At 56.7% G+C, this 21,889-nt stretch carries 16 protein-coding genes; 3 read left to right on the top strand and 13 right to left on the bottom strand.

Annotated elements, in window-relative coordinates; all coding sequences use genetic code 11:
• Window positions 1–23 precede the first annotated feature (23 nt).
• A complete protein-coding gene (locus tag HBN63_RS04145; RefSeq protein WP_170048511.1) occupies window positions 24–467 on the top strand; it encodes an excinuclease in 444 nt (147 codons plus the stop codon).
• A complete protein-coding gene (locus HBN63_RS04150) occupies window positions 457–786 on the top strand; it encodes a cytochrome c (RefSeq protein ID WP_170048512.1) in 330 nt (109 codons plus the stop codon). The genes HBN63_RS04145 and HBN63_RS04150 overlap by 11 nt, the downstream gene beginning before the upstream one ends.
• 54 nt (window positions 787–840) lie before the next feature.
• On the opposite strand, the gene hemE is transcribed toward HBN63_RS04150, so the two are convergent.
• The 11 genes from hemE to HBN63_RS04205 all read right to left on the bottom strand — a co-directional run bounded on the left by hemE (window position 841) and on the right by HBN63_RS04205 (window position 16,390).
• A complete protein-coding gene (gene hemE, locus HBN63_RS04155) occupies window positions 841–1,908 on the bottom strand; it encodes a uroporphyrinogen decarboxylase (RefSeq protein ID WP_170048513.1) in 1,068 nt (355 codons plus the stop codon).
• A gap of 142 nt (window positions 1,909–2,050) precedes the next feature.
• On the bottom strand, window positions 2,051–3,469 hold the full coding sequence (locus HBN63_RS04160; RefSeq protein ID WP_170048514.1) for an FAD-dependent oxidoreductase: 1,419 nt from the start codon (window positions 3,467–3,469) through the stop codon (window positions 2,051–2,053).
• A 34-nt stretch (window positions 3,470–3,503) separates the two neighbouring features.
• Window positions 3,504–7,952 carry a glutamate synthase large subunit gene (gene gltB / locus HBN63_RS04165; protein ID WP_170048515.1) on the bottom strand — a complete coding sequence of 1,483 codons (4,449 nt, stop codon included), beginning with the start codon at window positions 7,950–7,952 and terminating at the stop codon, window positions 3,504–3,506.
• A 240-nt stretch (window positions 7,953–8,192) separates the two neighbouring features.
• Complete coding sequence (locus HBN63_RS04170) at window positions 8,193–9,773, bottom strand: AAA family ATPase (RefSeq protein WP_170048516.1); 1,581 nt, start codon at window positions 9,771–9,773, stop codon at window positions 8,193–8,195.
• Between the two features lie 10 nt (window positions 9,774–9,783).
• Window positions 9,784–10,887 (bottom strand): 3-dehydroquinate synthase, encoded by a 1,104-nt coding sequence (aroB, locus tag HBN63_RS04175; RefSeq protein WP_170048517.1) that lies wholly within the window; start codon window positions 10,885–10,887, stop codon window positions 9,784–9,786.
• A gap of 51 nt (window positions 10,888–10,938) precedes the next feature.
• On the bottom strand, window positions 10,939–11,457 hold the full coding sequence (gene aroK / locus HBN63_RS21820) for a shikimate kinase AroK (RefSeq protein WP_170048518.1): 519 nt from the start codon (window positions 11,455–11,457) through the stop codon (window positions 10,939–10,941).
• A 4-nt stretch (window positions 11,458–11,461) separates the two neighbouring features.
• On the bottom strand, window positions 11,462–13,558 hold the full coding sequence (gene pilQ, locus HBN63_RS04185; RefSeq protein WP_170048519.1) for a type IV pilus secretin PilQ: 2,097 nt from the start codon (window positions 13,556–13,558) through the stop codon (window positions 11,462–11,464).
• 54 nt (window positions 13,559–13,612) lie between these two features.
• Window positions 13,613–14,137 (bottom strand): type 4a pilus biogenesis lipoprotein PilP, encoded by a 525-nt coding sequence (gene pilP / locus HBN63_RS04190; RefSeq protein ID WP_170048520.1) that lies wholly within the window; start codon window positions 14,135–14,137, stop codon window positions 13,613–13,615.
• Window positions 14,134–14,757, bottom strand: coding sequence for a type 4a pilus biogenesis protein PilO (pilO, locus tag HBN63_RS04195; RefSeq protein WP_170048521.1), 624 nt, complete (start codon window positions 14,755–14,757; stop codon window positions 14,134–14,136). The genes pilP and pilO overlap by 4 nt, the downstream gene beginning before the upstream one ends.
• Window positions 14,754–15,326: a PilN domain-containing protein gene (locus HBN63_RS04200; RefSeq protein WP_170048522.1), complete on the bottom strand. Its 573-nt coding sequence runs from the start codon at window positions 15,324–15,326 to the stop codon at window positions 14,754–14,756. Before HBN63_RS04200 ends, pilO begins: the two co-directional genes overlap by 4 nt.
• Window positions 15,326–16,390, bottom strand: coding sequence for a pilus assembly protein PilM (locus tag HBN63_RS04205; protein ID WP_170048523.1), 1,065 nt, complete (start codon window positions 16,388–16,390; stop codon window positions 15,326–15,328). Before HBN63_RS04205 ends, HBN63_RS04200 begins: the two co-directional genes overlap by 1 nt.
• A 181-nt stretch (window positions 16,391–16,571) precedes the next feature.
• Here HBN63_RS04205 and HBN63_RS04210 point away from each other — a divergent pair, with 181 nt between their 5' ends.
• Window positions 16,572–18,989 carry a penicillin-binding protein 1A gene (locus tag HBN63_RS04210; RefSeq protein WP_170048524.1) on the top strand — a complete coding sequence of 806 codons (2,418 nt, stop codon included), beginning with the start codon at window positions 16,572–16,574 and terminating at the stop codon, window positions 18,987–18,989.
• A gap of 96 nt (window positions 18,990–19,085) precedes the next feature.
• Here HBN63_RS04210 and HBN63_RS04215 read toward each other — a convergent pair whose 3' ends face one another.
• Entirely contained in the window at window positions 19,086–20,354 is a 1,269-nt protein-coding gene (locus tag HBN63_RS04215; protein ID WP_167143275.1) for a malic enzyme-like NAD(P)-binding protein, read from the bottom strand.
• A gap of 101 nt (window positions 20,355–20,455) precedes the next feature.
• Window positions 20,456–21,889 (bottom strand): M48 family metalloprotease, encoded by a 1,434-nt coding sequence (locus HBN63_RS04220; RefSeq protein WP_345940471.1) that lies wholly within the window; start codon window positions 21,887–21,889, stop codon window positions 20,456–20,458.

Here is a 21,889-nt window from a genome sequence, read left to right on the forward strand (position 1 = left end):
AACCTCATAAAAAGGAGCGACCCATGAACGCCAAAACCTGGATTCTCGCAGCAGCCTGCATCGGCCTGTTCCCTGCCGTCAGCCAAGCGCGTGACACCACCCACTTTCTGCCATTCGAGACTGTCGTGCAGGAAGCCCTCAACGCTGGCCGCCTCGACGGCAGCGTGAAGTTCTACCTGGCTGGCAACAAACCAGCTGGCGCGGTCAGCGTGGTCAAGTCTGGCGTCACCACCAGCCAGAAGACCAACGCCTTCAACAAGAGCGATGAAGCCGCCTGCAGCTGGGCCCTGCAGTCCGCGTTGATCCGCTTCCAGAACGCGGCCAAAGCGGCCGGTGCCAATGCCGTGGTCGACCTGGCCAGCAACTACAAGAACGTCGAGTACAAGGATAGCCAGAAGTATGAATGCCACGCTGGCGCGATCATGGCGGGCGTCGCCCTCAAAGGAAACCTGGCCAATGTTAAATAAGCCGGCGCTGCTCGGCCTGCTCAGCGCACTAACCCTGATCGGCAGCCTGCCCGCACTTGCCGAAGTGGATGGCCCGCAGCTGTACCGTCAGCACTGCGCCAAATGCCACGCCGAAGACGGCCGCGCCAACACCATGCGCGGCTGGTTGTACTTTGCGCAGAACCTGAGCAAGGCCAAATGGCAGGACAACAACAGCGACAGCGACATCCTCGAAGCCATTCAGGACGGTCCAGGTGCCATGCCCGGCTACGCCGATACGCTCAGCGAAGCCGAACAGCTGGCGCTGGTAAGGGTCGTACGCGATCTGCGTAAGCCCTGAGCAACACGCAGATAAAACAAAGGCCGCATGAGCGGCCTTTGTTTTGTGCAGGGCTTACTGATGGTACTGCCCAGACAGCTCATGCACCGCTTCGAAGAAGGCACGCGCATGCTCAGGATCGACTTCCGGGGTGATGCCGTGGCCAAGGTTGAACACCTGACCACTGCCATGACCATAAGCCGCGAGAATACGCCCGACTTCAGCGCGGATTGCCGCCGGGTTGGCGTACAGCACGCTCGGGTCCATGTTGCCCTGCAGCGCCACCTTGTGGCCGACACGGGCGCGAGCGCTGCCAATATCGCAGGTCCAATCCAGGCCCAGCGCTTCGGCACCGCTATCCGCCATCGACTCCAGCCACAGGCCGCCGCCCTTGGTAAATAGGATTACCGGTACGCGACGACCGTCGTGCTCGCGGATCAGCCCGTCGATGATCTTCTGCATATAGGCCAGGGAGAATTCCTGATACGCCGCCGCCGACAGCGAACCGCCCCAGGAATCGAAAATCTGCACGGCCTGGGCGCCGGCCTTGATCTGCCCATTGAGGTAGGCGGTGACCGACTGCGCCAACTTGTCGAGCAACGCGTGCATGGCCTGCGGGTTGTCGTAGAGCATGGCCTTGGACTTGCGGAAGTCCTTGCTTGAGCCGCCTTCAACCATATAAGTGGCCAGGGTCCAGGGGCTGCCGGTAAAGCCGATCAATGGCACGCGGCCATTCAACTCACGGCGAATGGTGCGCACGGCGTCCATCACATAACCCAGATCCTGCTCTGGATCGGGGATCGGCAGCGCTTCGATATCGGCCATCGAACTGATGACTTTCTTGAAACGCGGGCCTTCGCCGGTTTCAAAATACAGGCCCTGGCCCATGGCGTCGGGGATGGTCAGGATGTCAGAGAACAGAATCGCCGCGTCCAGCTGCGAGTAGCGGTCCAACGGCTGGATGGTGACCTCGCAGGCCAGCTCCGGGTTCTTCATCAGCTTGACGAAGTCACCCGCTTTGGCGCGGGTAGCGCGGTACTCCGGCAGGTAACGACCGGCCTGGCGCATCATCCACACAGGGGTGACGTCGACAGGCTGCTTGAGCAGAGCACGAAGGAAGCGGTCGTTCTTCAGGGCGGTCATGGCAGTTCCCGAGAAAAGTAATCGGTAAAAAAGTGCGGGCATTTTCGCAGAGCGCAAAACAAAAGGCACGGCGAGTGCCGTGCCTTTTATCTATTGCGACGATTTGCCTCGGTCCGTGAGGCCAAGCCAATCACGCAGACGCTTAGACGCCGAGGTAGTCGAGGATGCCTTCGGCGGCGTTCCTACCTTCGAAGATTGCCGTCACCACCAGGTCAGAACCGCGAACCATATCGCCACCAGCGAAGATCTTCGGGTTGCTGGTCTGGTGCTTGAACTGGCTCTGCTCCGGCGCTACGACACGGCCCTGGCTGTCGGTTTCGATCGTGAAATCGCTGAACCAGGCAGCCGGGCTTGGACGGAAACCGAAGGCGATCAGCACGGCTTCCGCCGGGATGATTTCCTCGGAGCCCGGAATCGGCTCAGGGCTGCGACGGCCACGGGCATCCGGCTCGCCGAGACGGGTCTCGACCACTTTCACGCCCTCAACCTTGCCTTCACCAACGATGGCGATGGGCTGACGGTTGAAGAGGAATTTCACCCCTTCTTCCTTGGCGTTCTTCACTTCTTTGCGCGAGCCCGGCATGTTCTCTTCGTCGCGGCGATAGGCGCAGGTAACCGACTTGGCACCCTGGCGAATCGAGGTGCGATTGCAGTCCATCGCGGTGTCGCCGCCGCCGAGAACGACGATGCGCTTGCCCTTCATGTCGATAAAGTCTTCCGCGTTCTTCTCGAAACCGAGGTTGCGGTTGACGTTGGCGATCAGGAAATCCAGCGCATCGGTGACGCCCGGCAGGTCTTCACCGGGGAAGCCGCCCTTCATATAGGTGTAGGTGCCCATGCCCATAAACACGGCATCGTACTCATCCAGCAGCTGCTGCATGGTGATATCTGTGCCGATCTCGGTGTTCAGGCTGAACTCGACGCCCATGCCGGTGAAGACTTCGCGGCGATTGCTCAGCACGCTCTTCTCCAGCTTGAACTCGGGGATACCGAAAGTCAGCAGGCCGCCGATTTCCGGGTTCTTGTCGAATACCACCGGGGTCACACCGTTGCGCACCAGGACGTCGGCGCAGCCCAGGCCAGCAGGACCAGCACCGATCACCGCAACGCGTTTGCCGGTTGGCACCACACGCGACATGTCTGGACGCCAGCCCATGGCGAACGCCGTATCGGTGATGTACTTCTCCACCGAGCCGATGGTCACCGCGCCGAAGCCGTCATTCAGGGTACACGCACCCTCGCACAGACGGTCCTGCGGACACACACGGCCGCAGACTTCCGGCAGGGTGTTGGTCTGGTGCGACAGTTCGGCGGCGGCGAGGATGTTGCCCTCGGACACCAGCTTGAGCCAGTTGGGAATGAAGTTGTGCACCGGGCACTTCCATTCGCAATAGGGGTTACCACAACCCAGACAACGGTGTGCCTGATCGGCCGCTTGCGCAGGCTTGAAGTTGTCGTAGATCTCGACGAACTCTTTCTTACGCTGACGCAACAGTTTCTTCTTCGGGTCTTTGCGCCCGACTTCGATGAACTGGAAGTCGTTATTCAGACGTTCAGTCATTGCAATACCTCATCAAACCACTTCAGGCGCATTCTTATTGCGGGTTGGCACGGGTGCTGGAGAGCAACGACTTCAGGCTTGCCGCCTTCGGTTTGACCAGCCAGAACTTGCGCAGGTAGTCGTCCAGGTTTTCCAGCAGGGTCGCGCCCCACTCACTCGATGTTTCCTGGACGTACTCGGCGAGCACGCGTTCCAGGTGGCTACGGTAAGCCTCCATCGACTCATTGTTGATCCGCTGAATTTCCACCAGCTCGTGGTTAACGCGGTCGTAGAAGCTGTTATCCAGATCCAGCACGTAGGCGAAACCGCCAGTCATGCCGGAGCCGAAGTTGTAGCCGGTTTTGCCCAGTACGCAGACAAAGCCGCCAGTCATGTATTCGCAGCAATGGTCGCCCGTGCCTTCAACCACGGTGTGCGCACCGGAGTTACGTACGGCGAAACGCTCGCCCGCAGTACCGGCTGCGAACAGCTTGCCGCCAGTGGCGCCGTACAGACAGGTGTTGCCGATGATGGCACTGTCCTGGGTCTTGAACGGGCTGCCTTTCGGCGGGGTGATCACCAGCTTGCCGCCGGTCATGCCCTTGCCGACGTAGTCGTTGGCGTCGCCTTCCAGGTACAGATTCAGACCACCGGCGTTCCACACACCGAAGCTCTGGCCCGCAGTGCCCTTGAAGCGGAAGGTGATCGGCGCCTTGGCCATGCCCTGGTTACCGTGTTTGCGGGCGATTTCGCCGGAGACACGGGCACCGATGGAACGGTCACAGTTGCAGATTTCCAGATCAATCTCAGCACCGCTGGCTGCCTCAATCGCCGGTTTGACCAGCTCGACCATCTTCTCGGCCAGCAGACCTTCGTCGAACGGCGGGTTGCGATCAACCAGGCAGAACTGCGGCTTGTCGGCCGGAATGTGGTCGCTACCGAGCAGCGGCGTCAGGTCCAGATGCCCCTGCTTGGCGGTTTCGCCCGGCAGCATTTCCAGCAGATCGGTACGCCCGATCAGCTCTTCCAGGCTACGAACACCCAGCTTGGCCAGCCACTCACGGGTTTCTTCGGCGACATAGGTGAAGAAGTTCATCACCATTTCGACGGTGCCGATGAAGTGATCCTTGCGCAGCTTGTCGTTCTGCGTGGCCACGCCGGTGGCGCAGTTGTTCAGGTGACAGATGCGCAGGTATTTACAGCCCAGAGCGATCATCGGCGCAGTACCGAAGCCGAAGCTTTCGGCGCCGAGGATAGCGGCCTTGATCACGTCGAGGCCGGTTTTCAGGCCGCCGTCGGTCTGTACCCGCACCTTGCCGCGCAGGTCGTTACCGCGCAGGGTCTGGTGGGTTTCGGCCAGGCCGAGTTCCCACGGCGCACCGGCGTACTTGATCGAGGTCAGCGGCGATGCACCGGTACCACCGTCGTAACCGGAGATGGTAATCAGGTCGGCATAGGCCTTGGCCACACCGGCGGCGATGGTGCCGACACCGGCTTCCGCCACCAGCTTGACCGACACCAGAGCGGCCGGGTTGACCTGCTTGAGGTCATAGATCAGCTGCGCCAGGTCTTCGATGGAATAGATGTCATGGTGCGGCGGTGGCGAAATCAGGGTCACGCCCGGCACTGCGTAACGCAGCTTGGCGATCAGACCGTTGACCTTGCCGCCCGGCAGCTGGCCGCCCTCACCGGGCTTGGCGCCCTGAGCAACCTTGATCTGCAGCACTTCGGCGTTGACCAGATATTCCGGGGTTACACCGAAACGGCCGGTTGCCACCTGCTTGATCTTCGAGCTGCGCACGGTGCCGTAACGGGCCGGGTCTTCACCGCCCTCACCGGAGTTGGAGCGCGCGCCCAGACGGTTCATCGCCTCGGCAATGGCTTCGTGCGCCTCAGGCGACAATGCACCCAGCGAGATACCTGCCGAGTCGAAGCGCTTGAGAATCTCGCCCAGCGGCTCAACCTGATCCAGTGCGATTGGCTTGTCGGCCAGCTTCAGTTTCAGCAGGTCGCGCAGCATCGACACCGGACGGGTGTCGACCAGCGTGGTGTATTCCTTGAATTTTTCGTAGCTACCTTGCTGCACCGCTGCCTGCAGGGTGTTGACCACATCCGGGTTGTAGGCGTGATACTCGCCGCCGTAAACGAACTTGAGCAGACCGCCTTGCTGGATGGTCTTGCGCGCGTTCCAGGCTTCGGCCGCGAGCAGCTTCTGCTCGTTTTCGATATCGACGAAGCGTGCGCCCTTGATGCGGCTGGCCACACCTCGGAAGCACAGCTCGGTGACGTCATCGGCCAGGCCGACCGCTTCAAACAGCTGCGCACCACGGTAGGAGGCAACAGTGGAGATGCCCATCTTCGACAGGATCTTCAGCAAGCCTTTGGAGATCCCTTTGCGGTAGTGCTTGAACACTTCATACAGATCACCCAGCACTTCGCCGGTGCGGATCAGGTCGCCCAGCACTTCGTAGGCGAGGAACGGATATACCGCCGACGCGCCGAAGCCGAGCAGCACGGCATAGTGATGCGGATCACGGGCAGTCGCAGTCTCGACCAGGATATTGCAGTCGCAACGCAGACCTTTTTCGGTCAGGCGGTGGTGAATCGCACCGGTGACCAGCGAGGCGTGAGCCGGCAGCTTGCCTGGAGCAATGTGGCGGTCAGACAGAACCAGCAGCACCTTACCGGCACGCACCGCTTCTTCAGCCTGATCGGCCATGTTGCGCACAGCAGCTTCCAGGCCGAGCGACTCGTCGTAGTTCATGTCGATCAGCTGGCGCTCGAAGCCTGGGCGATCCAGGTTCATCAAAGCGCGCCACTTGGCCGGTGAAATCACCGGGCTGCTGAGAATCACACGCGCAGCGTGCTCTGGCGACTCTTCGAAGATATTGCGCTCGGCACCGAGGCAGATCTCCAACGACATGACGATGGCTTCACGCAGCGGGTCGATCGGCGGGTTGGTGACCTGAGCGAACTGCTGGCGGAAGTAGTCGTACGGCGAGCGCACGCGCTGACTGAGCACAGCCATTGGCGTGTCGTCGCCCATGGAGCCGACTGCTTCCTGGCCTTGTTCGCCCAGCGGACGCAGCACCTGATCACGCTCCTCGAAGGTAACCTGGTACATCTTCATGTACTGCTTGAGCTGGTCGACGTCGTAAAACGCCGAACCGTGGTCGCGGTCTTCCAGGGTCGCCTGAATGCGCTGGGCACTCTTGCGCATCCACTGCTTGTAGGGGTGACGCGACTTCAGACGGTTGTCGATGTCGTCGCTGCCGAGGATCTGCCCGGTTTCGGTGTCGACCGCCAGGATCTGCCCAGGGCCAACGCGCCCCTTGGCCAATACGTCCTCGGGTGCGTAGTTCCACACGCCGATTTCCGACGCCAGGGTGATGTAGCCGTTCTTGGTGGTGACCCAACGCGCCGGACGCAGACCGTTACGGTCGAGCAGGCACACGGCATGGCGGCCATCGGTAAGTACTACACCGGCCGGACCATCCCAGGGCTCCATGTGCATGGAGTTGTATTCGTAGAACGCGCGCAGATCGGCGTCCATGGTTTCGACGTTCTGCCACGCAGGCGGAATGATCATGCGCACGCCACGGAACAGGTCGATGCCGCCGGTGACCATCAGCTCAAGCATGTTGTCCATGCTCGAGGAGTCGGAACCCACGCGGTTGACCAGCGGGCCGAGCTCATCCAAATCAAAGATCTGGTCGTTGGCGAACTTCATACGGCGCGCCTGCGCCCAGTTACGGTTGCCGGTGATGGTGTTGATTTCACCGTTGTGCGCCAGGAAGCGGAAGGGCTGAGCCAGCGGCCACTTTGGCAGGGTGTTAGTAGAGAAGCGCTGGTGGAAGACGCAAATGGCGGTCTGCAGACGCTCATCACCCAGGTCCGGGTAGAACTGCTGCAGGTCGGCCGGCATCATCAGACCTTTATAGATGATGGTCTTGTGCGAAAAGCTGCAGATGTAGTGATCGCTGTCTGCGGCGTTGGCCACCGATGAGCGACGACGGGCACTGAACAGCTTGATCGCAAACTCCTGATCGGACAGACCTTCGCCGCCGATAAACACCTGCTCGATCTGTGGCAGACGCTCAAGCGCTAAGCGGCCGAGTACGCTGGTGTCGATTGGCACTTTGCGCCAGCCGACCAGGCTCAGGCCGGCAGCAAGAATCTCGCGATTCATGTTTTCGCGGGCCGCTTCAGCCTTCACTGGATCTTGGTTGAGGAACACCATGCCGACGGCGTACTGCTTAGGCAGCTCGGCGGCAAAGTGCTGCTGGGCCATGGCCCGCAGGAAAGCATCAGGCTTCTGGATCAGCAGACCGCAACCGTCACCGGTCTTACCGTCGGCGTTGATCCCGCCACGGTGGGTCATGCATGTCAGGGCTTCAATCGCGGTCTGCAGCAGGTGATGGCTAGCCTCACCCTGCATATGGGCGATAAGGCCGAAGCCGCAGTTATCCTTGAACTCATCAGGACGGTACAAACCTGCTTTCATAGGGACTCTCACCAGACGGCCTATCACAAGGCAATTACTTTCTAATTCAACCACTTACCATGCGCGCAGGACTAGGCCCCAGCTTTGCGCAGGCGAAAGGGCAGTCATTGTACATACCCACCTAGGCCGTCACAAATCTTAGTGACGATGCCTTGAAAAAATATGTCGCGAAAACGAAGGATAAGACCGGAAGGTCGTGGTAGCGACCGACCGGTCAGCGCAAGCGCTGGAGTGTATCAGCTAGCGCGCCTGGGCAATTTCTTGCTGAATACCAGCAAAGTTACGCGGCCAGGGCTTACCAGCCTGCACTTTTGCAGGCAGGGTACGCAAGGCCGCCTGCGCCGCATCACGTGTGGCAAAACTGCCATAGGTCACTACGTACAGCGGCTTACCCTGATGCTGCTTCTTGAAATAGTGGTAATCCGCGCCATTCGCTTTTACAAAAGCCTGCGCGCCACTTTCCAACCGCGCGCCAAGAATCTGCAGGGTATAACGCGAGCCCGCCTGTGCGGTATACCAATCGCCACCAGCAGCCGGCTTGGCCGCAGGGGGCGGAGCTTTCGGCTTTGCTGGCGACGGTGCCGCTGTGACCACTGGTGCAACCGGTTTGACCACAGGCGCAGCAGGCGGCGCAACCACAGGTGCCACCTTAACCGGCTCAGGCACAACTGGCGCCACCGGAACACTTGCTGACACTACCGGCTCAGGCACGATATCCGCAGCGCCTGTCACACCCGCAGCGTCAGCTTCTTCAGCGCCACTCAAACCGGCGGCCTGCGCCAAAGGCTCACGAATCACCGGCTGCGCTTCGCCCACCAAAGGCAGCGGCAGTGGCTGATTGGCACCCTCAAATTGAATCGCCGGCGCAACCGCCGGAGCAGCTGTCGCACCTGGCTCCGCTACCACGACAGACGGGGGAGTTTCACCGAGTGGCAACTGTGCAATCACCGGCGTATCAATATCCTCAACCACCCGACCTTGCATAAACCAGGCAGCCAGCACGCCGATCGCCACCACACAAAGGGCCAGCAAATGCTTGCGCGGCAAACTGAAGGAAAAACCACCACGACTTGCAGCACCGCGCTGCGCCAACATCGCCTCAACCAGCGACTCGCGCGCAACCTGATTGATTACGCCCGGCCAGCCGGAAGATTGCTCATGAATATCGGCAACCTGGTCATCACTCAACACCTCAATGCCCTGCCCCGCACCCTCAAGACGCTGAGCCAAATACTCGCGCGTCTCATCCTCGCTGTAGGGCTGCAACTCGATGACATGAAAGCACTCATCACCCGCAGCCACACGCTCAAGCCGCGGCAGCAACTGCGAATCAGCAAACAGAAAAACATGCGGACGCCCTTCCGCATTGCCAACCGCCAGACTCAGCAAGCTGGTCAAGGCCGCATCACTGAGATCTTCAGCATCATCCACCAGCACATAGACTTCCTGTCCGGTCAGCGCTAATTGCCCAACCTGCGCAAGAATGGCCGGCAGCTCTGGCCGCTGCACCTGCAACCCCTGCGCGACCTGACGCAAAATGCTCGCGGGATCCGAAGCGCCCTTGGCGGACACAACAACACTCTGCACTGCCTGCTTATTGGTACTCGCTACCAGCGCCTGGCGGAGCAGGGTCTTGCCACTGCCTTCCGGCCCACTGACCACCAACAACAACTGACTGTAACGCGCCAGATGGTGCAACTGACCGAGCACTGGCTTGCGCTGGGCAGGGAAAAACTTGAACCCCGGCACCCTCGAAGCAAAAGGGTCGTGGGTGAAGTGATAATGATCGAGAAACGCCTCGTCAGCATGCAGACTTGTCATGGGACACTCGTTAATTTTTAAGCTGAGCCAGCTGCGCCGCATAGTCTGCGTTCAGCGTGGCATTCAAAATTTCCCGGGGAAAATCACCGGTTACAACCGCCTCACCCAAACCACGCAACAACACCAGACGCAGCTTGCCATCAAGGACTTTCTTGTCGACCGCCATATGCTCCATAAAATCCTCAGGCGTCATATCCCCAGGTGGAACAACCGGCAACCCTGCAGCCATAAACAACCGAACAGCACGCTCGCGCTCGAGCTTGCTAATCCAGCCCAACCGCTCAGACATATCCAACGCCATGACAGTACCCGCCGCCACCGCCTCACCATGCAGCCACGAACCATAGCCTTGGTGCGTCTCGATGGCATGGCCGAAGGTGTGCCCAAGATTCAACGTAGCGCGCACACCTGACTCACGCTCATCCGCCGCAACCACACGGGCTTTGGCCGCGCAGGAATGAGCAATTGCAGCAGTCAGGGCCTCCTGATCTAGCGCGCGCAATGCTGGCATATGCGCCTCAAGCCAGGACAGGAAGGGCTCATCACAGATCAAACCGTACTTAATCACCTCAGCCAAACCGGCTGACAATTCTCGAGCGGGCAAGGTAGCGAGCGTAGCAGTATCGATCAACACAGCTTGCGGCTGGTAAAAGGCACCCACCATATTCTTACCCAACGGGTGGTTGATCCCGGTTTTGCCGCCAACCGACGAATCGACCTGAGACAGCAATGTTGTTGGCACTTGGATGAAATTGACACCGCGCTGGTAACACGACGCTGCAAACCCCGCCATATCACCAATTACGCCGCCCCCAAGAGCAATCACGGTCGTACGCCGGTCATGCCGTGCACCTAGCAACCCGTCAAAAATCAGCTGCAGGGTTTCCCAGGTTTTGTAACTTTCGCCATCAGGCAAAACCACAGAAGTTACGGCAAAACCAGTAAGCGAGCGCTCAAGCGCTGCGAGATATAGGGGAGCAACTGTCTCATTGGTTACGATCGCGACTTGACGCCCAATAATGTGGGCCGCCAACACATCATCATGAGCCAACAGCTCGCCACCGATATAGATCGGGTAGCTGCGCTCACCAAGATCGACATGAAGAGTTTGCATAGAGCCCCCAAGTTTCAAAGGGGCCTAGGATAGCGCAGTTCAGCCTGCGCTTTAACGGGGAGAAAGCGCCTCAAGACGCTCTAGTATCTCTTGTACCACCATACGAGGCGGACGCTCGTCGGTTTCGACTACTACGTCGGCAATTTCACGGTAAAGCGGATCACGAACTGCCAACAGATCAGCCAAAACCTTACCTGGATCCGCCGCCCGCAATAGCGGACGATTTCGATCACGTGAAGTGCGATCCACCTGCTGCTCGACAGACGCATGCAGATAAACCACATGACCACCGCGCCTGAGGGCAATACGGTTTTCAGCACGCATTACCGCACCGCCGCCAGTAGCAAGCACCATACCGTCGACATCGCAAAGGTCTGCGATCACCGCCTGCTCACGCTCACGAAATCCCTGCTCACCTTCAACATCAAAGATCCAAGGAATATCCGCGCCCGTACGCTGCTCGATCTCTTTATCAGAGTCTTTGAACGACAACCGCAATTCTTTGGCAAGAAGGCGTCCGATGGTGCTTTTACCAGCCCCCATCGGGCCTACAAGGATCAAATTACGCACCGAATCAGCGACTCACCGTAATAGCTTGATTGTTCATGATGCGCGGCGTCAGGAATATCAATAGCTCAGACTTTTTATCCTGCACCAGGTCACGCTTGAAAAAACGCCCAATATAAGGAACATCACCAAGGAAGGGAACCTTGTCAACTGACTTAGACTGAGTATTAGTGAACACTCCACCAATAACTATTGTTTCGCCGTCAGAGACAAGAACCTTGGCATTAACTTCATTTTTAGAAATAGAAGGCACACCACCAGTTGAAGCTGCCTGGGAAAAATCAGGAGCATCTTTAGTCACTTTAACCTTAATAATAATTCGATTATCGGGAGTGATCTGCGGCGTAACCTCAAGTGACAGTGCCGCCTCTTTGAATGAAGTACTGGTGGCACCGCTGGAGCTAGCCTCCTGATAAGGAACCTCGGATCCCTTCAATATTTTTGCTGTTTCTTTATCCGCAGTAACAACCTTAGGTTGAGAAACCACCTCACCATTACCGGTCTTCTCCATCGCTGAAAGCTCAAGATCAAGAATAGTATTGTCAGTAATAAAACCAATACCAAATCCAGAAGTTGCACCGGCAGCCCCCATATCCACAAAGTTTCCTAAGGAAGGCGTTGGATTTTGGACATTAGGAATATTCTGACCATATCCCGGAGCACCCACGCGATTACCACCTCGACCGCTTACGACATAGCTTGTATCGCCTACGCTGGCGCCGCGCCAGTTCACACCTAGCGCCTTGTCGTAATCAACGTTTGCTTCAACTATGCGAGCTTCAATCATTACCTGACGAACAGCAACATCTAGCTGAGCAACAATTCGACGCAACTCGTCGAGACGATCCTGCGTTTGATAGGCAATAATGCTATTAGTACGATCATCTACAGTTATAGATCCACGATCATCTGCAGTGCCATCTGCACTGGTTACGGACTGGAATAACTTCGCCATATCCGATGCTTTTGCATAATTAACCTGAATCAACTCCCTGCGCAAAGGTGCCAACTCGGCAATCTGCTTCTGCGCCTCGAGCTCTTGCCGCTCACGAGCAGCAATCTCATCAGCAGGTGCAACCAACAATACGTTGCCAACCTTACGCTTATCTAATCCCTTGGTCTTCAAAACCAAGTCCAACGCCTGATCCCAAGGAACATTCTGCAAACGCAGAGTAATATTGCCTGCTACCGTATCACTAGCTACCAGATTCAAGTCAGTGAAATCTGCAATCAACTGCAACACAGAGCGAACATCAATATCTTGAAAATTCAGCGAAAGCTTTTCACCCGTATAGGCAAAACTTTCACTTTTACGCTTATCCACTTCATCCTGGGTCAAAGGCTTAATACTAAGTGTCAACTTATTATCTGTCTGGTAAGCAAGATAATCATAGCTACCTGTCGGCTCGATAATAATATTGGCTTGCCCATCAGAACCCGCAGCACTCACAAACTGCACAGGCGTTGCAAAGTCCTTAACATCCAGACGAACGCGTAACGCCTCGGGAAGCTGTGTTTTAGAAAAATTCAATCGAATTTTACCACCCTGATCCTGAATATCAGGACTCACAGAAGCATCAGACAATGTAATAACAACATTACCTTCGCCCTGCTCACCGCGCTGGAAATCTATATTGCTAATAGCTCTTTCTTGCGACGCATAAATTTTTGAGGACGCAGCAACAGGAGCAGCTGCCTGCACAGGTGCTGAAGCCGAGGCTTGGGTACCTTCCCCCACTACTACAAAAAGTGTATTACCTTCAGCCCGAGTGCTATACGGCGATAAATTAGTAAGATTAATAATTAAACGAGTGCGATCCTTCGCCTCAACCACAGTAACACTTCGGGCATTGCCCACACCCAGCTCTTTATTCTTCACGCCTAGCTTGTTCGCCACACCTGGCAAATCAAGGGCGATGCGCGCAGGCTGCTCGATTGTATAACCCCGAGGGGCAAGCACTGGCTCGTCAAAAGTCAGCTTCAGCTCCACTCTATCGCCAGGCAAAGCAGCCACATCAAGTGTTTGCAAATCAGCGGCTAAAAGAAAAGGTGAAAATATCACCGCTGAAAGAGAAAGGCTAAGACGCGAAAAAGAGCTATTCATTAGGAGGTTCCGTTGGGCAGACCGATTATTATTCATAATAGCTAACTCGCTCAATTAAGAGCGCTCCTTAAGGGAGAGGCTGCGCGGACGCTCCAACCAACCGCCCTCACCATCTGGGACAATCTCAACAACATCAATTTTTGCTTCGTCAATGGCCAAAATACGCCCGTGATTACGACCTAGATAGTCGCCGACACGCACCCGATGAACGCCACTCGAACCACTAATCAACGCAAAGGTTCCACTATCATTAGCTAACGTTCCAACCATCTGGAACGTTTCTATATTAAAGTCCTCGAGAAACTGTTTGACCCTTGATTCATCCGGCTTGACATCGGTTGACCCTTTCTGTCGACTAGCCAAGTCAATTTTTACTGGCGGCTGAAAAGGACTGCGCAAAGAAGCCGCACCATAAGTAAAGCTTTCATATGGCTGGAATTTTGGCAATGGTTCGATTGAACCCTTGGGACGCGTACGAACTTCATCCATATAAGTTTGTAGATCGGAAAAATCTCGACTAACACCACAGCCGCTAATCAACACAAAAAAACAGAACACAAAGGGTAGATATAATCTCATTTTGCCCCCCCTTTATCGTTGTAGCGATAGGTTTTCGCCAAGATGCTCATTCTCAGAGTCGCAACACCGTCAATTTCAACAGGAACTAGATCGAAGTCGTGCAAGGTTACAATCCTAGGTAAGCTAGCAACACCACTTACAAACGTAGCAAGATCATGATAAGCACCTACAACTTTAATCTGAATCGGTAACTCTATGTAAAACTGCTGCGTAGCTTCGGGCAGAAGCTTTATTTCCTCAAACTCCAGACCACTTCCTAACCCTGTGCGCGTGATATCTTCTAATAGCCCCGGAACCTCAGTATCACTCGGTAGCTGCTTTAATAAAGCTCCAAATGAAACCTCCATTTCCTGCATCTGCTCCTTATAAGCATCCAGATTGGCTGCTTGATAAGCTTTACTCGAGAACTGCTCTTTAAGAGAAAGCTCCTGACTCTGCTGTAGCTCCAACTCAGCTTGGAGATCTTTCAAATGAAAATTGTACCCAAGCGCTACAATAGCTATAAACAGGACTAGGCCAGCAATAAATTTTACTGCGGCAGGCCAAGATCCTACATTATTAAAATCGAGGTCACTAAAATCAATTTTTCGCAAATTCTCTAGCGAATCATTAAGGCTCATTGCTTAGCCTCCTCTGCCGCTAACCCAGGCTGAGTTTGCTGGACACTCAATTTAAATACATTAGCCTGATCAACAGCGCCAGCAGTTACTGACTTAACTTCAGTCAGATTTGGTGCGGTTAGCCAATCCGAAGCATCTAAATTACGCATCAGATTGGATACGCGGTTGTTAGACTCAGCTGCACCAACAATATCAATATTCTTCGCTGTCATTTTCACACCAGTGAAATGGACGCCATCCGGCAATGTGCGAACCAGCTGATCGAAGACACGACCAATAATCGGCCGATTACCCTGTAAATCCTGAATAATTTTCATACGTTCAAGAAGCTGCTCTCGCCGAGTTTTCAGCTCACTAATTTCTTTAATGCGTGCATCTAGAACAGCAATTTCCTTACGCACAAATTCATTTCGTGCATTTTGCTGCTCAATCGCACCGCTCAAATATTGATCACCAAGAAATACAGCGCCTGCTGCTACGATAAGCACACCAGCAAGTGTTGCTAGAAAGCGCTGCTTGCGCTCTTCGCGCAGCTGCTCGCGCCAAGGTAAAAGGTTAATCCGCGCCATTAGTCGAAACTCCTCATTGCCAGACCACAGGCAATCATCAAGGCTGGCGCATCACTGGCGAGCGCGCCAGCGTTGACCTTTCCACTCAACGCCATTTCGGCGAATGGGTTAGCGACCAATGTCTGAGTACCAATTTTTTGCTGAATCAAACGGTCAAGGTCTGGAATCGAGGCAGTACCGCCTGCCAGCAGGATGAAGTCGACATCATTGAATTGACCTGCAGCGAAAAAGAACTGCAGCGATCGAGCGACTTGTTGCACCACGGCTTCTTTAAAAGGCTGTAACACTTCGCTGTCGTAGTCATCCGGTAAGCCGCCTTGCTTCTTGGCAAGGCCTGCCTCTTCAACTGACAAGCCGTAACGGCGCTGAATCTCTTCGGTCAACTGCTTGCCACCAAACAGTTGCTCGCGGGTGTAGATGGTGCGGCCGTTGTGGAGAACACTGAGCGTGGTCATGGTGGCGCCAATGTCGACAACCGCTACGGTCAGCTCATCCCGACCACCACCCAATTGGTCAATCAACAAACCGTAGGCGCGTTCCAGGGCATAAGCCTCAACATCAACCACTTTGGCGGTGAGACCAGCAAGCGCAAGAGCGGCCTCACGAACCTCGACGTTCTCTTTGCGACATGCTGCGAGCAGCACCTCAACTCGATCGGCATTACGCGGGGATGTGCCCTGCACCTCGAAATCGATGGCAACTTCTTCTAAGGGATAGGGGATGTACTGGTCGGCTTCGATCTTCAGTTGGTTTTCAAGCTCATCATCAGAAAGCCCGGCTTCCATTTCGATGGTCTTGGTAATAACTGCAGACCCGGCAACCGCGACGGCGACGGTTTTTACACCGCTCTTAGCCTTCGCCAGCACACGTGAAAGGGCCTGACCCACACCTTCCAGCTCGGCGATGTTTTTCTCGACCACCGCGTTTGGCGGGAGCGGTTCGACTGCGTAAGCCTCTACCTTGTAGCGGCTTCCGGAGCGGCTCAATTCGAGGAGCTTGACGGAGGTCGAACTGATATCGATCCCGAGTAGCGTATTCGCTTTCTTATTGAAGAGCCCTAGCACGACCGATTTCCTATTGGCATCCGCGACTTACGGACTATTTATGTTTTTTCACATTAAATAACAGTCTTGACAGAAGCGCAAATGGCTACCCGGCAAAAAAACCGCTTATAATGTGATCAGTTTTTCTCTTTTAACCTTGTGTTTCGCTTAACCCGTTCTTTTATCTGGAAATCCAAAAATCTTGATGCGTCTTTTGCGTTTTTTTTGCTGGTCTAGCCTCGCCGCTTTTTGTGGTCTGGTACTCAGTTTCAGCGGGGCCTTTCTCTATCTTAGCCCCAGCCTTCCATCCGTCGAATCATTGCGCAGTATTCAGCTGCAGATTCCTCTGCGCGTTTACAGCAGCGACGCCAAGCTGATTGCCGAATTCGGTGAAATGCGCCGCTCGCCCATCGCCTTCGAAGACATTCCCCAAGACTTCATCAGCGCGCTGCTGGCAGCCGAAGACGACAACTTTGCCAATCATTATGGCGTCGACCTGACCAGCCTGATGCGCGCTGCGACGCAAATCTTAAAAAGCGGGCAAATCCAGAGTGGTGGCAGCACCATCACCATGCAGGTGGCGAAGAACTTTTTCCTGACCAGTGAAAGAAGTTTCTCACGCAAGATCAACGAGATACTTCTAGCTCTGCAAATTGAGAGAGAGCTTAGTAAGAACGAAATTCTTGAACTTTATGTGAATAAGATTTACCTCGGTAATCGCGCCTACGGTATCGAAGCAGCCGCTCAGGTGTATTACGGTAAGTCCATTCGCGATGTCACTCTTTCACAGATGGCCATGATTGCCGGACTGCCTAAAGCGCCTTCGCGCTTCAACCCTCTAGTCAACCCGACACGCGCCCTTGAGCGCCGCGACTGGATTCTCGGGCGCATGTTCAGCCTGGGTCGCATTGACCAGCAGCGCTACAAAGAGGCGCTCGCCGAGCCGATCAATGTCAGTTACCACGTGCCAACGCCCGAGCTGGTAGCGCCTTACATAGCCGAAATGGCGCGAGCTGAGATGGTCGGGCGCTACGGCAGCGAGGCCTACACCGAAGGCTTTAATGTCACCACCACGGTACCGAGCGATCTGCAGCTGGCGGCCAATACGGCCGTACGCGAAGGCTTGATCACATACGACCAGCGCCACGGCTATCGCGGACCAGAAAGCCGACTACCCGGCATGACCAAAGAAAATTGGTTAACCGAACTGAGCAAGCAGACCTCTCTCGGCGGCCTGGAACCGGCCATTGTTACCGGCGTAGAGAAAAGCGGAATTATGGTCCTGCTGCGTAACGGCGAAGAACAGGCCGTGGCTTGGGACAGCATGAAGTGGGCGCGACCATTCCTTAACACCAACAGCCTTGGTCCACGCCCACAACAGCCTGCCGATGTGAGCCAGATAGGCGACCTGATTCGTGTGCAGCCTCAGGACGATGGAAGCCTGCGCTTCGTTCAGTTGCCCGCAGCACAAAGCGCTCTTGTTTCCCTGGATCCGAACAACGGTGCCATTCGCGCCTTGGTGGGCGGATTCTCTTTTGAGCAGAGCAACTACAACCGTGCCGCCCAGGCCAAGCGCCAACCCGGCTCGAGCTTCAAACCCTTCGTGTACAGCGCCGCGCTGGATAAAGGCTACACCGCCGCCACCCTGGTGAATGACGCGCCAATTGTGTTCACCGATGACGCGCTGTCGCAGGTTTGGCGACCGAAGAATGACAACAACACCTTCCTGGGTCCGATCCGCCTACGCGAAGCCTTGTACCGCTCGCGCAACCTCGTATCGATTCGCCTGCTGCAAGACCTCGGCATTGCCAGCACCTTGAGCTATATCGAGCGTTTTGGTTTTGACAAAAAGGACCTGCCGCCCAACCTGTCATTGGCGCTTGGCACCGCAAGCCTGACCCCAATGGAAATCGCCGAAGGCTGGAGCGTGTTTGCCAGCGGCGGCTACAAGACCGAGCCCTACCTGATCGAACGGATTGAGGATCGCACTGGCAAACAGCTGTTCAACGCCAACCCAGCGCAAACACCTACTGGCATCGCTCAGCGCGCAGAACAAAACAGCACGATACAACTCAGCACAGGCGACCAACCTCTGCCGCCTGAGCCGGTACTTGCCGAGCAGATAATTGATGGGCGCACCGCCTACATCATGACCAGCATGCTTCAAGATGTGATCAAACGCGGCACGGGGCGCCGCGCCATGGCCTTGGGCCGTGATGACCTGGCAGGCAAAACTGGCACCACTAACGAATCAAAAGACAGCTGGTTCTCTGGTTATAACGCCGACTACATCACCACGGTCTGGGGCGGCTTTGATCAACCGGAAAGCCTGGGTCGCAATGAGTATGGCGGCACTGTAGCCCTGCCGATCTGGATGAGCTACATGGCTGCTGCCCTGAAGGACAAGCCAAGCCATCTACTGGCCGAACCCGAAGGTTTGCTGACCCTGCGTATCGATCCCCACAGCGGTCGCGCCGCTACACCGGATACACCGGAAGCCTATTTCGAACTGTTCAAAAGTGAGGACTCACCACCGCCCATGGGTGAGTTTGAGCCGGGCACCTACATCCCGGGTAGCCCGCTACCCGCTGACGAATCGGCGCCGATCGACCTGTTCTAAGCCACTCGGCACCTTAAGCAGCGGCTTAGCAAACCGGAAATCGCGCCAATAAAAAACCCGCCTTAGCGGGTTTTTTATTGCTCTTGAGCTAAGCCATTAGCCGTTGAACACGTCGTTTACCGACTGCAGCGGGTAATGCTTCGGATACGGCAGAGTCGCCACACCGCTTTCAATCGCGGCCTTGGCCACAGCATCGCAGACCACAGTGATCAGGCGCGGGTCCATCGGCTTCGGAATGATGTACTCGCGACCGAACGACAGGGCAATGCCGCCGTAAGCGTCACAGACTTCCTGGGGCACCGGCAGCTTGGCCAGATCACGCAACGCCAGGGCTGCGGCGATCTTCATTTCCTCGTTGATACGGGTCGCGCGAACGTCCAGCGCACCGCGGAAGATGAACGGGAAGCCCAGTACGTTGTTGACCTGGTTCGGGTAGTCGGAACGACCGGTAGCCATGATCACATCGCTGCGCACTTCGCGCGCCAGCTCCGGTTTGATTTCCGGGTCAGGGTTGGAGCAAGCGAACACAATCGGATTAGGCGCCATGCGCTTGAGGTCTTCAGCCGCCAGCAGGTTGGCACCCGACAGGCCGACGAAGACATCGGCACCGTCCAGGGCATCAGCCATGGTGCGCTTGGTGGTTTCGCTGGCGAACACAGCTTTGTACTGATTGAGGTCATCGCGGCCAGCGTGGATCACGCCTTTGCGGTCGATCATAAAGATGTTCTCGACCTTGGCGCCCATGCTCACCAGCAGCTTCATGCAGGAGATTGCGGCTGCGCCAGCACCCAGGCACACAATTTTGGCCTCTGGCAGTGTTTTACCTGCGATTTCCAGGGCGTTGAGCATGCCGGCCGCAGTCACGATCGCGGTGCCGTGCTGGTCATCGTGGAACACTGGAATGTCGCACTGTTCGATCAGCGTGCGTTCAATTTCAAAGCACTCGGGGGCCTTGATGTCTTCTAGGTTGATGCCACCGAAGGTGATCGAGATGCGGCGTACGGTGTCGATAAATGCCTGCGGGCTTTCAGACTCGACTTCGATATCGAATACATCGATGCCGGCAAAACGCTTGAACAGCACGCCCTTACCTTCCATCACCGGCTTGGAAGCCAGCGGGCCCAGGTCGCCCAGGCCGAGAATAGCGGTGCCGTCGGAAATCACTGCCACCAGGTTGCCTTTGCCGGTGTAGCGGTACGCCAGCTCCGGGTCACGCGCGATTTCGCGCACAGGCTCAGCGACACCTGGGCTATAGGCCAGGGACAGATCGCGCGCAGTTGCGGTGGGCTTGGTGAGCTCGACACTCAGCTTACCCGGACGAGGATTCGCATGGTATTCGAGAGCGGCTGTTTTCAAATCAGACATGTTGGCATTTCCGCTTTGGGCTGTTGAACAGGCAGGCGGCGAGGATACGCAAGTTGTATACAGCTGCACAAGACTGACGAGTCCGGATGGACACGCCAGCCCTAGCGCACGACCTTCAGCCAGTCGCCAGCACGCGGCTGCCCTGATGGGTAGAGGTTATTCAGCAGGCGCAGGGTCTTCAGCGCATCCCCCGGCAATTTGCTGCCTTTGGCCAGCGCCTCGATGGTTTGTCCCGGCTTGACCTTGACCATCTGCAAGCGCAGCGGCTGCGCCTGCTGGAACTCGGAGCTAGTCATCGGCCGAAAGCTTTTGATCACGCTGAGAAACTGCTCATCCTGAGTTTCCAGCGAGGCGCGACCACGTACCGCTCCGACAAACAGGTAAACCCGCGCACCATGCTGGATAACCGCCACGCGCTTGGCGGCAGTGCCTGGAATCACCGCGCTATAGCCCTTGAGACCAGCCTGCTGCAACTCGACGCCTGCCACCAACCGCTGACCGCCGACGCGCTGGCGCAACAGTTCAGCCGGCGTCAGTTGCTGCGGGTTATCTTCCAGGGTCATGGCGATAAACGCCTGCTGGTCGGCGGTGTGACCGATCAGCGCATCCGGGCGATTGAGCAGGCTCCAGCCATTGGGGAACGCCAGGGTGAAGTTCAGATCGGCATGGTAGAAGCGCTGGCCGCGACGCACACCGGTTTCGGCGGAGTCTCCAAAGGGCAGACCTTCAAGGCGTTTGAGAAAGGCCTCGCGATTGACCTCCTGCTGACCGGTAGCCAAGGCCCGCGCCGGGCCCAGCACCTGCTGCAAACGCCGGTCGTTATCCGGATGGGTATCGAACAGCCCGTGGTAGCCACCCGCAGGTTGCGCCTCACCGCGCGCGTTAGCTTGGTCGCGGGCAAAGTCTTCCTGATTTTTCAGCACCTTGACCACTTCGATCATCGCCTGCGGGTCATAACCGCTGCGCGCCAGGTACTGCGCACCCAGACCATCGGCCTCCAACTCCATGTCGCGGCCATAACCACGGACAACGGCACTGCCCAGCACGCCGGTGACATCGGCAGCGGCACCCACGCCAGTGCCAATCGCCACGGCCTGGCCGAGCAAGCCCCAGGCAGTGGACTGGCTTTGCTGCTGCACACTGTGCCGCGCGGTGACGTGGCCGACCTCATGACCTAGCACGGCGGCCAGTTCGGCTTCCGAGCTGAGATAGGCCAGCAGCCCGCGATGGATATAGATGTAGCCGCCCGGCAGGGCAAAGGCGTTGATATCCGGGCTGTCGACCACAGTGAACTGATAGGCCAGCTGGTTGCGGTGGCTATTCTTCGCCACCCGCTCACCGACCTGCTGCACGTAGGCCTGCAGCTTCTCATCGGCGTAGCGCGGGTTTTCTTTGAGGATTTCCTGGTTGTAGCGGCGCCCGAGGTCGAGTTCCTGCTGCTCGCTCATCATCACGAAATCGCTGCGGCCAGTGGCCGGATTGACCGCACAGCCGGCCAACTGTACCAACAGGACAGAGAGCGTCAGTACACGCAC

The sequence above is a fragment of the Pseudomonas sp. WS 5011 genome, assembly GCF_012985775.1.
GTDB classification, from domain to species: domain Bacteria; phylum Pseudomonadota; class Gammaproteobacteria; order Pseudomonadales; family Pseudomonadaceae; genus Aquipseudomonas; species Aquipseudomonas peli.

What these genes read in the sequence shown, in the direction of transcription:
- HBN63_RS04145 (WP_170048511.1), top strand. Translation starts at nt 24, where the DNA reads ATGAACGCCAAAACCTGGATTCTCGCAGCAGCCTGCATCGGCCTGTTC.
- HBN63_RS04150 (WP_170048512.1), top strand. Translation starts at nt 457, where the DNA reads ATGTTAAATAAGCCGGCGCTGCTCGGCCTGCTCAGCGCACTAACCCTG.
- hemE (WP_170048513.1), bottom strand. Translation starts at nt 1,908, where the DNA reads ATGACCGCCCTGAAGAACGACCGCTTCCTTCGTGCTCTGCTCAAGCAG.
- HBN63_RS04160 (WP_170048514.1), bottom strand. Translation starts at nt 3,469, where the DNA reads ATGACTGAACGTCTGAATAACGACTTCCAGTTCATCGAAGTCGGGCGC.
- gltB (WP_170048515.1), bottom strand. Translation starts at nt 7,952, where the DNA reads ATGAAAGCAGGTTTGTACCGTCCTGATGAGTTCAAGGATAACTGCGGC.
- HBN63_RS04170 (WP_170048516.1), bottom strand. Translation starts at nt 9,773, where the DNA reads ATGACAAGTCTGCATGCTGACGAGGCGTTTCTCGATCATTATCACTTC.
- aroB (WP_170048517.1), bottom strand. Translation starts at nt 10,887, where the DNA reads ATGCAAACTCTTCATGTCGATCTTGGTGAGCGCAGCTACCCGATCTAT.
- pilQ (WP_170048519.1), bottom strand. Translation starts at nt 13,558, where the DNA reads ATGAATAGCTCTTTTTCGCGTCTTAGCCTTTCTCTTTCAGCGGTGATA.
- pilP (WP_170048520.1), bottom strand. Translation starts at nt 14,137, where the DNA reads ATGAGATTATATCTACCCTTTGTGTTCTGTTTTTTTGTGTTGATTAGC.
- pilO (WP_170048521.1), bottom strand. Translation starts at nt 14,757, where the DNA reads ATGAGCCTTAATGATTCGCTAGAGAATTTGCGAAAAATTGATTTTAGT.
- HBN63_RS04200 (WP_170048522.1), bottom strand. Translation starts at nt 15,326, where the DNA reads ATGGCGCGGATTAACCTTTTACCTTGGCGCGAGCAGCTGCGCGAAGAG.
- HBN63_RS04215 (WP_167143275.1), bottom strand. Translation starts at nt 20,354, where the DNA reads ATGTCTGATTTGAAAACAGCCGCTCTCGAATACCATGCGAATCCTCGT.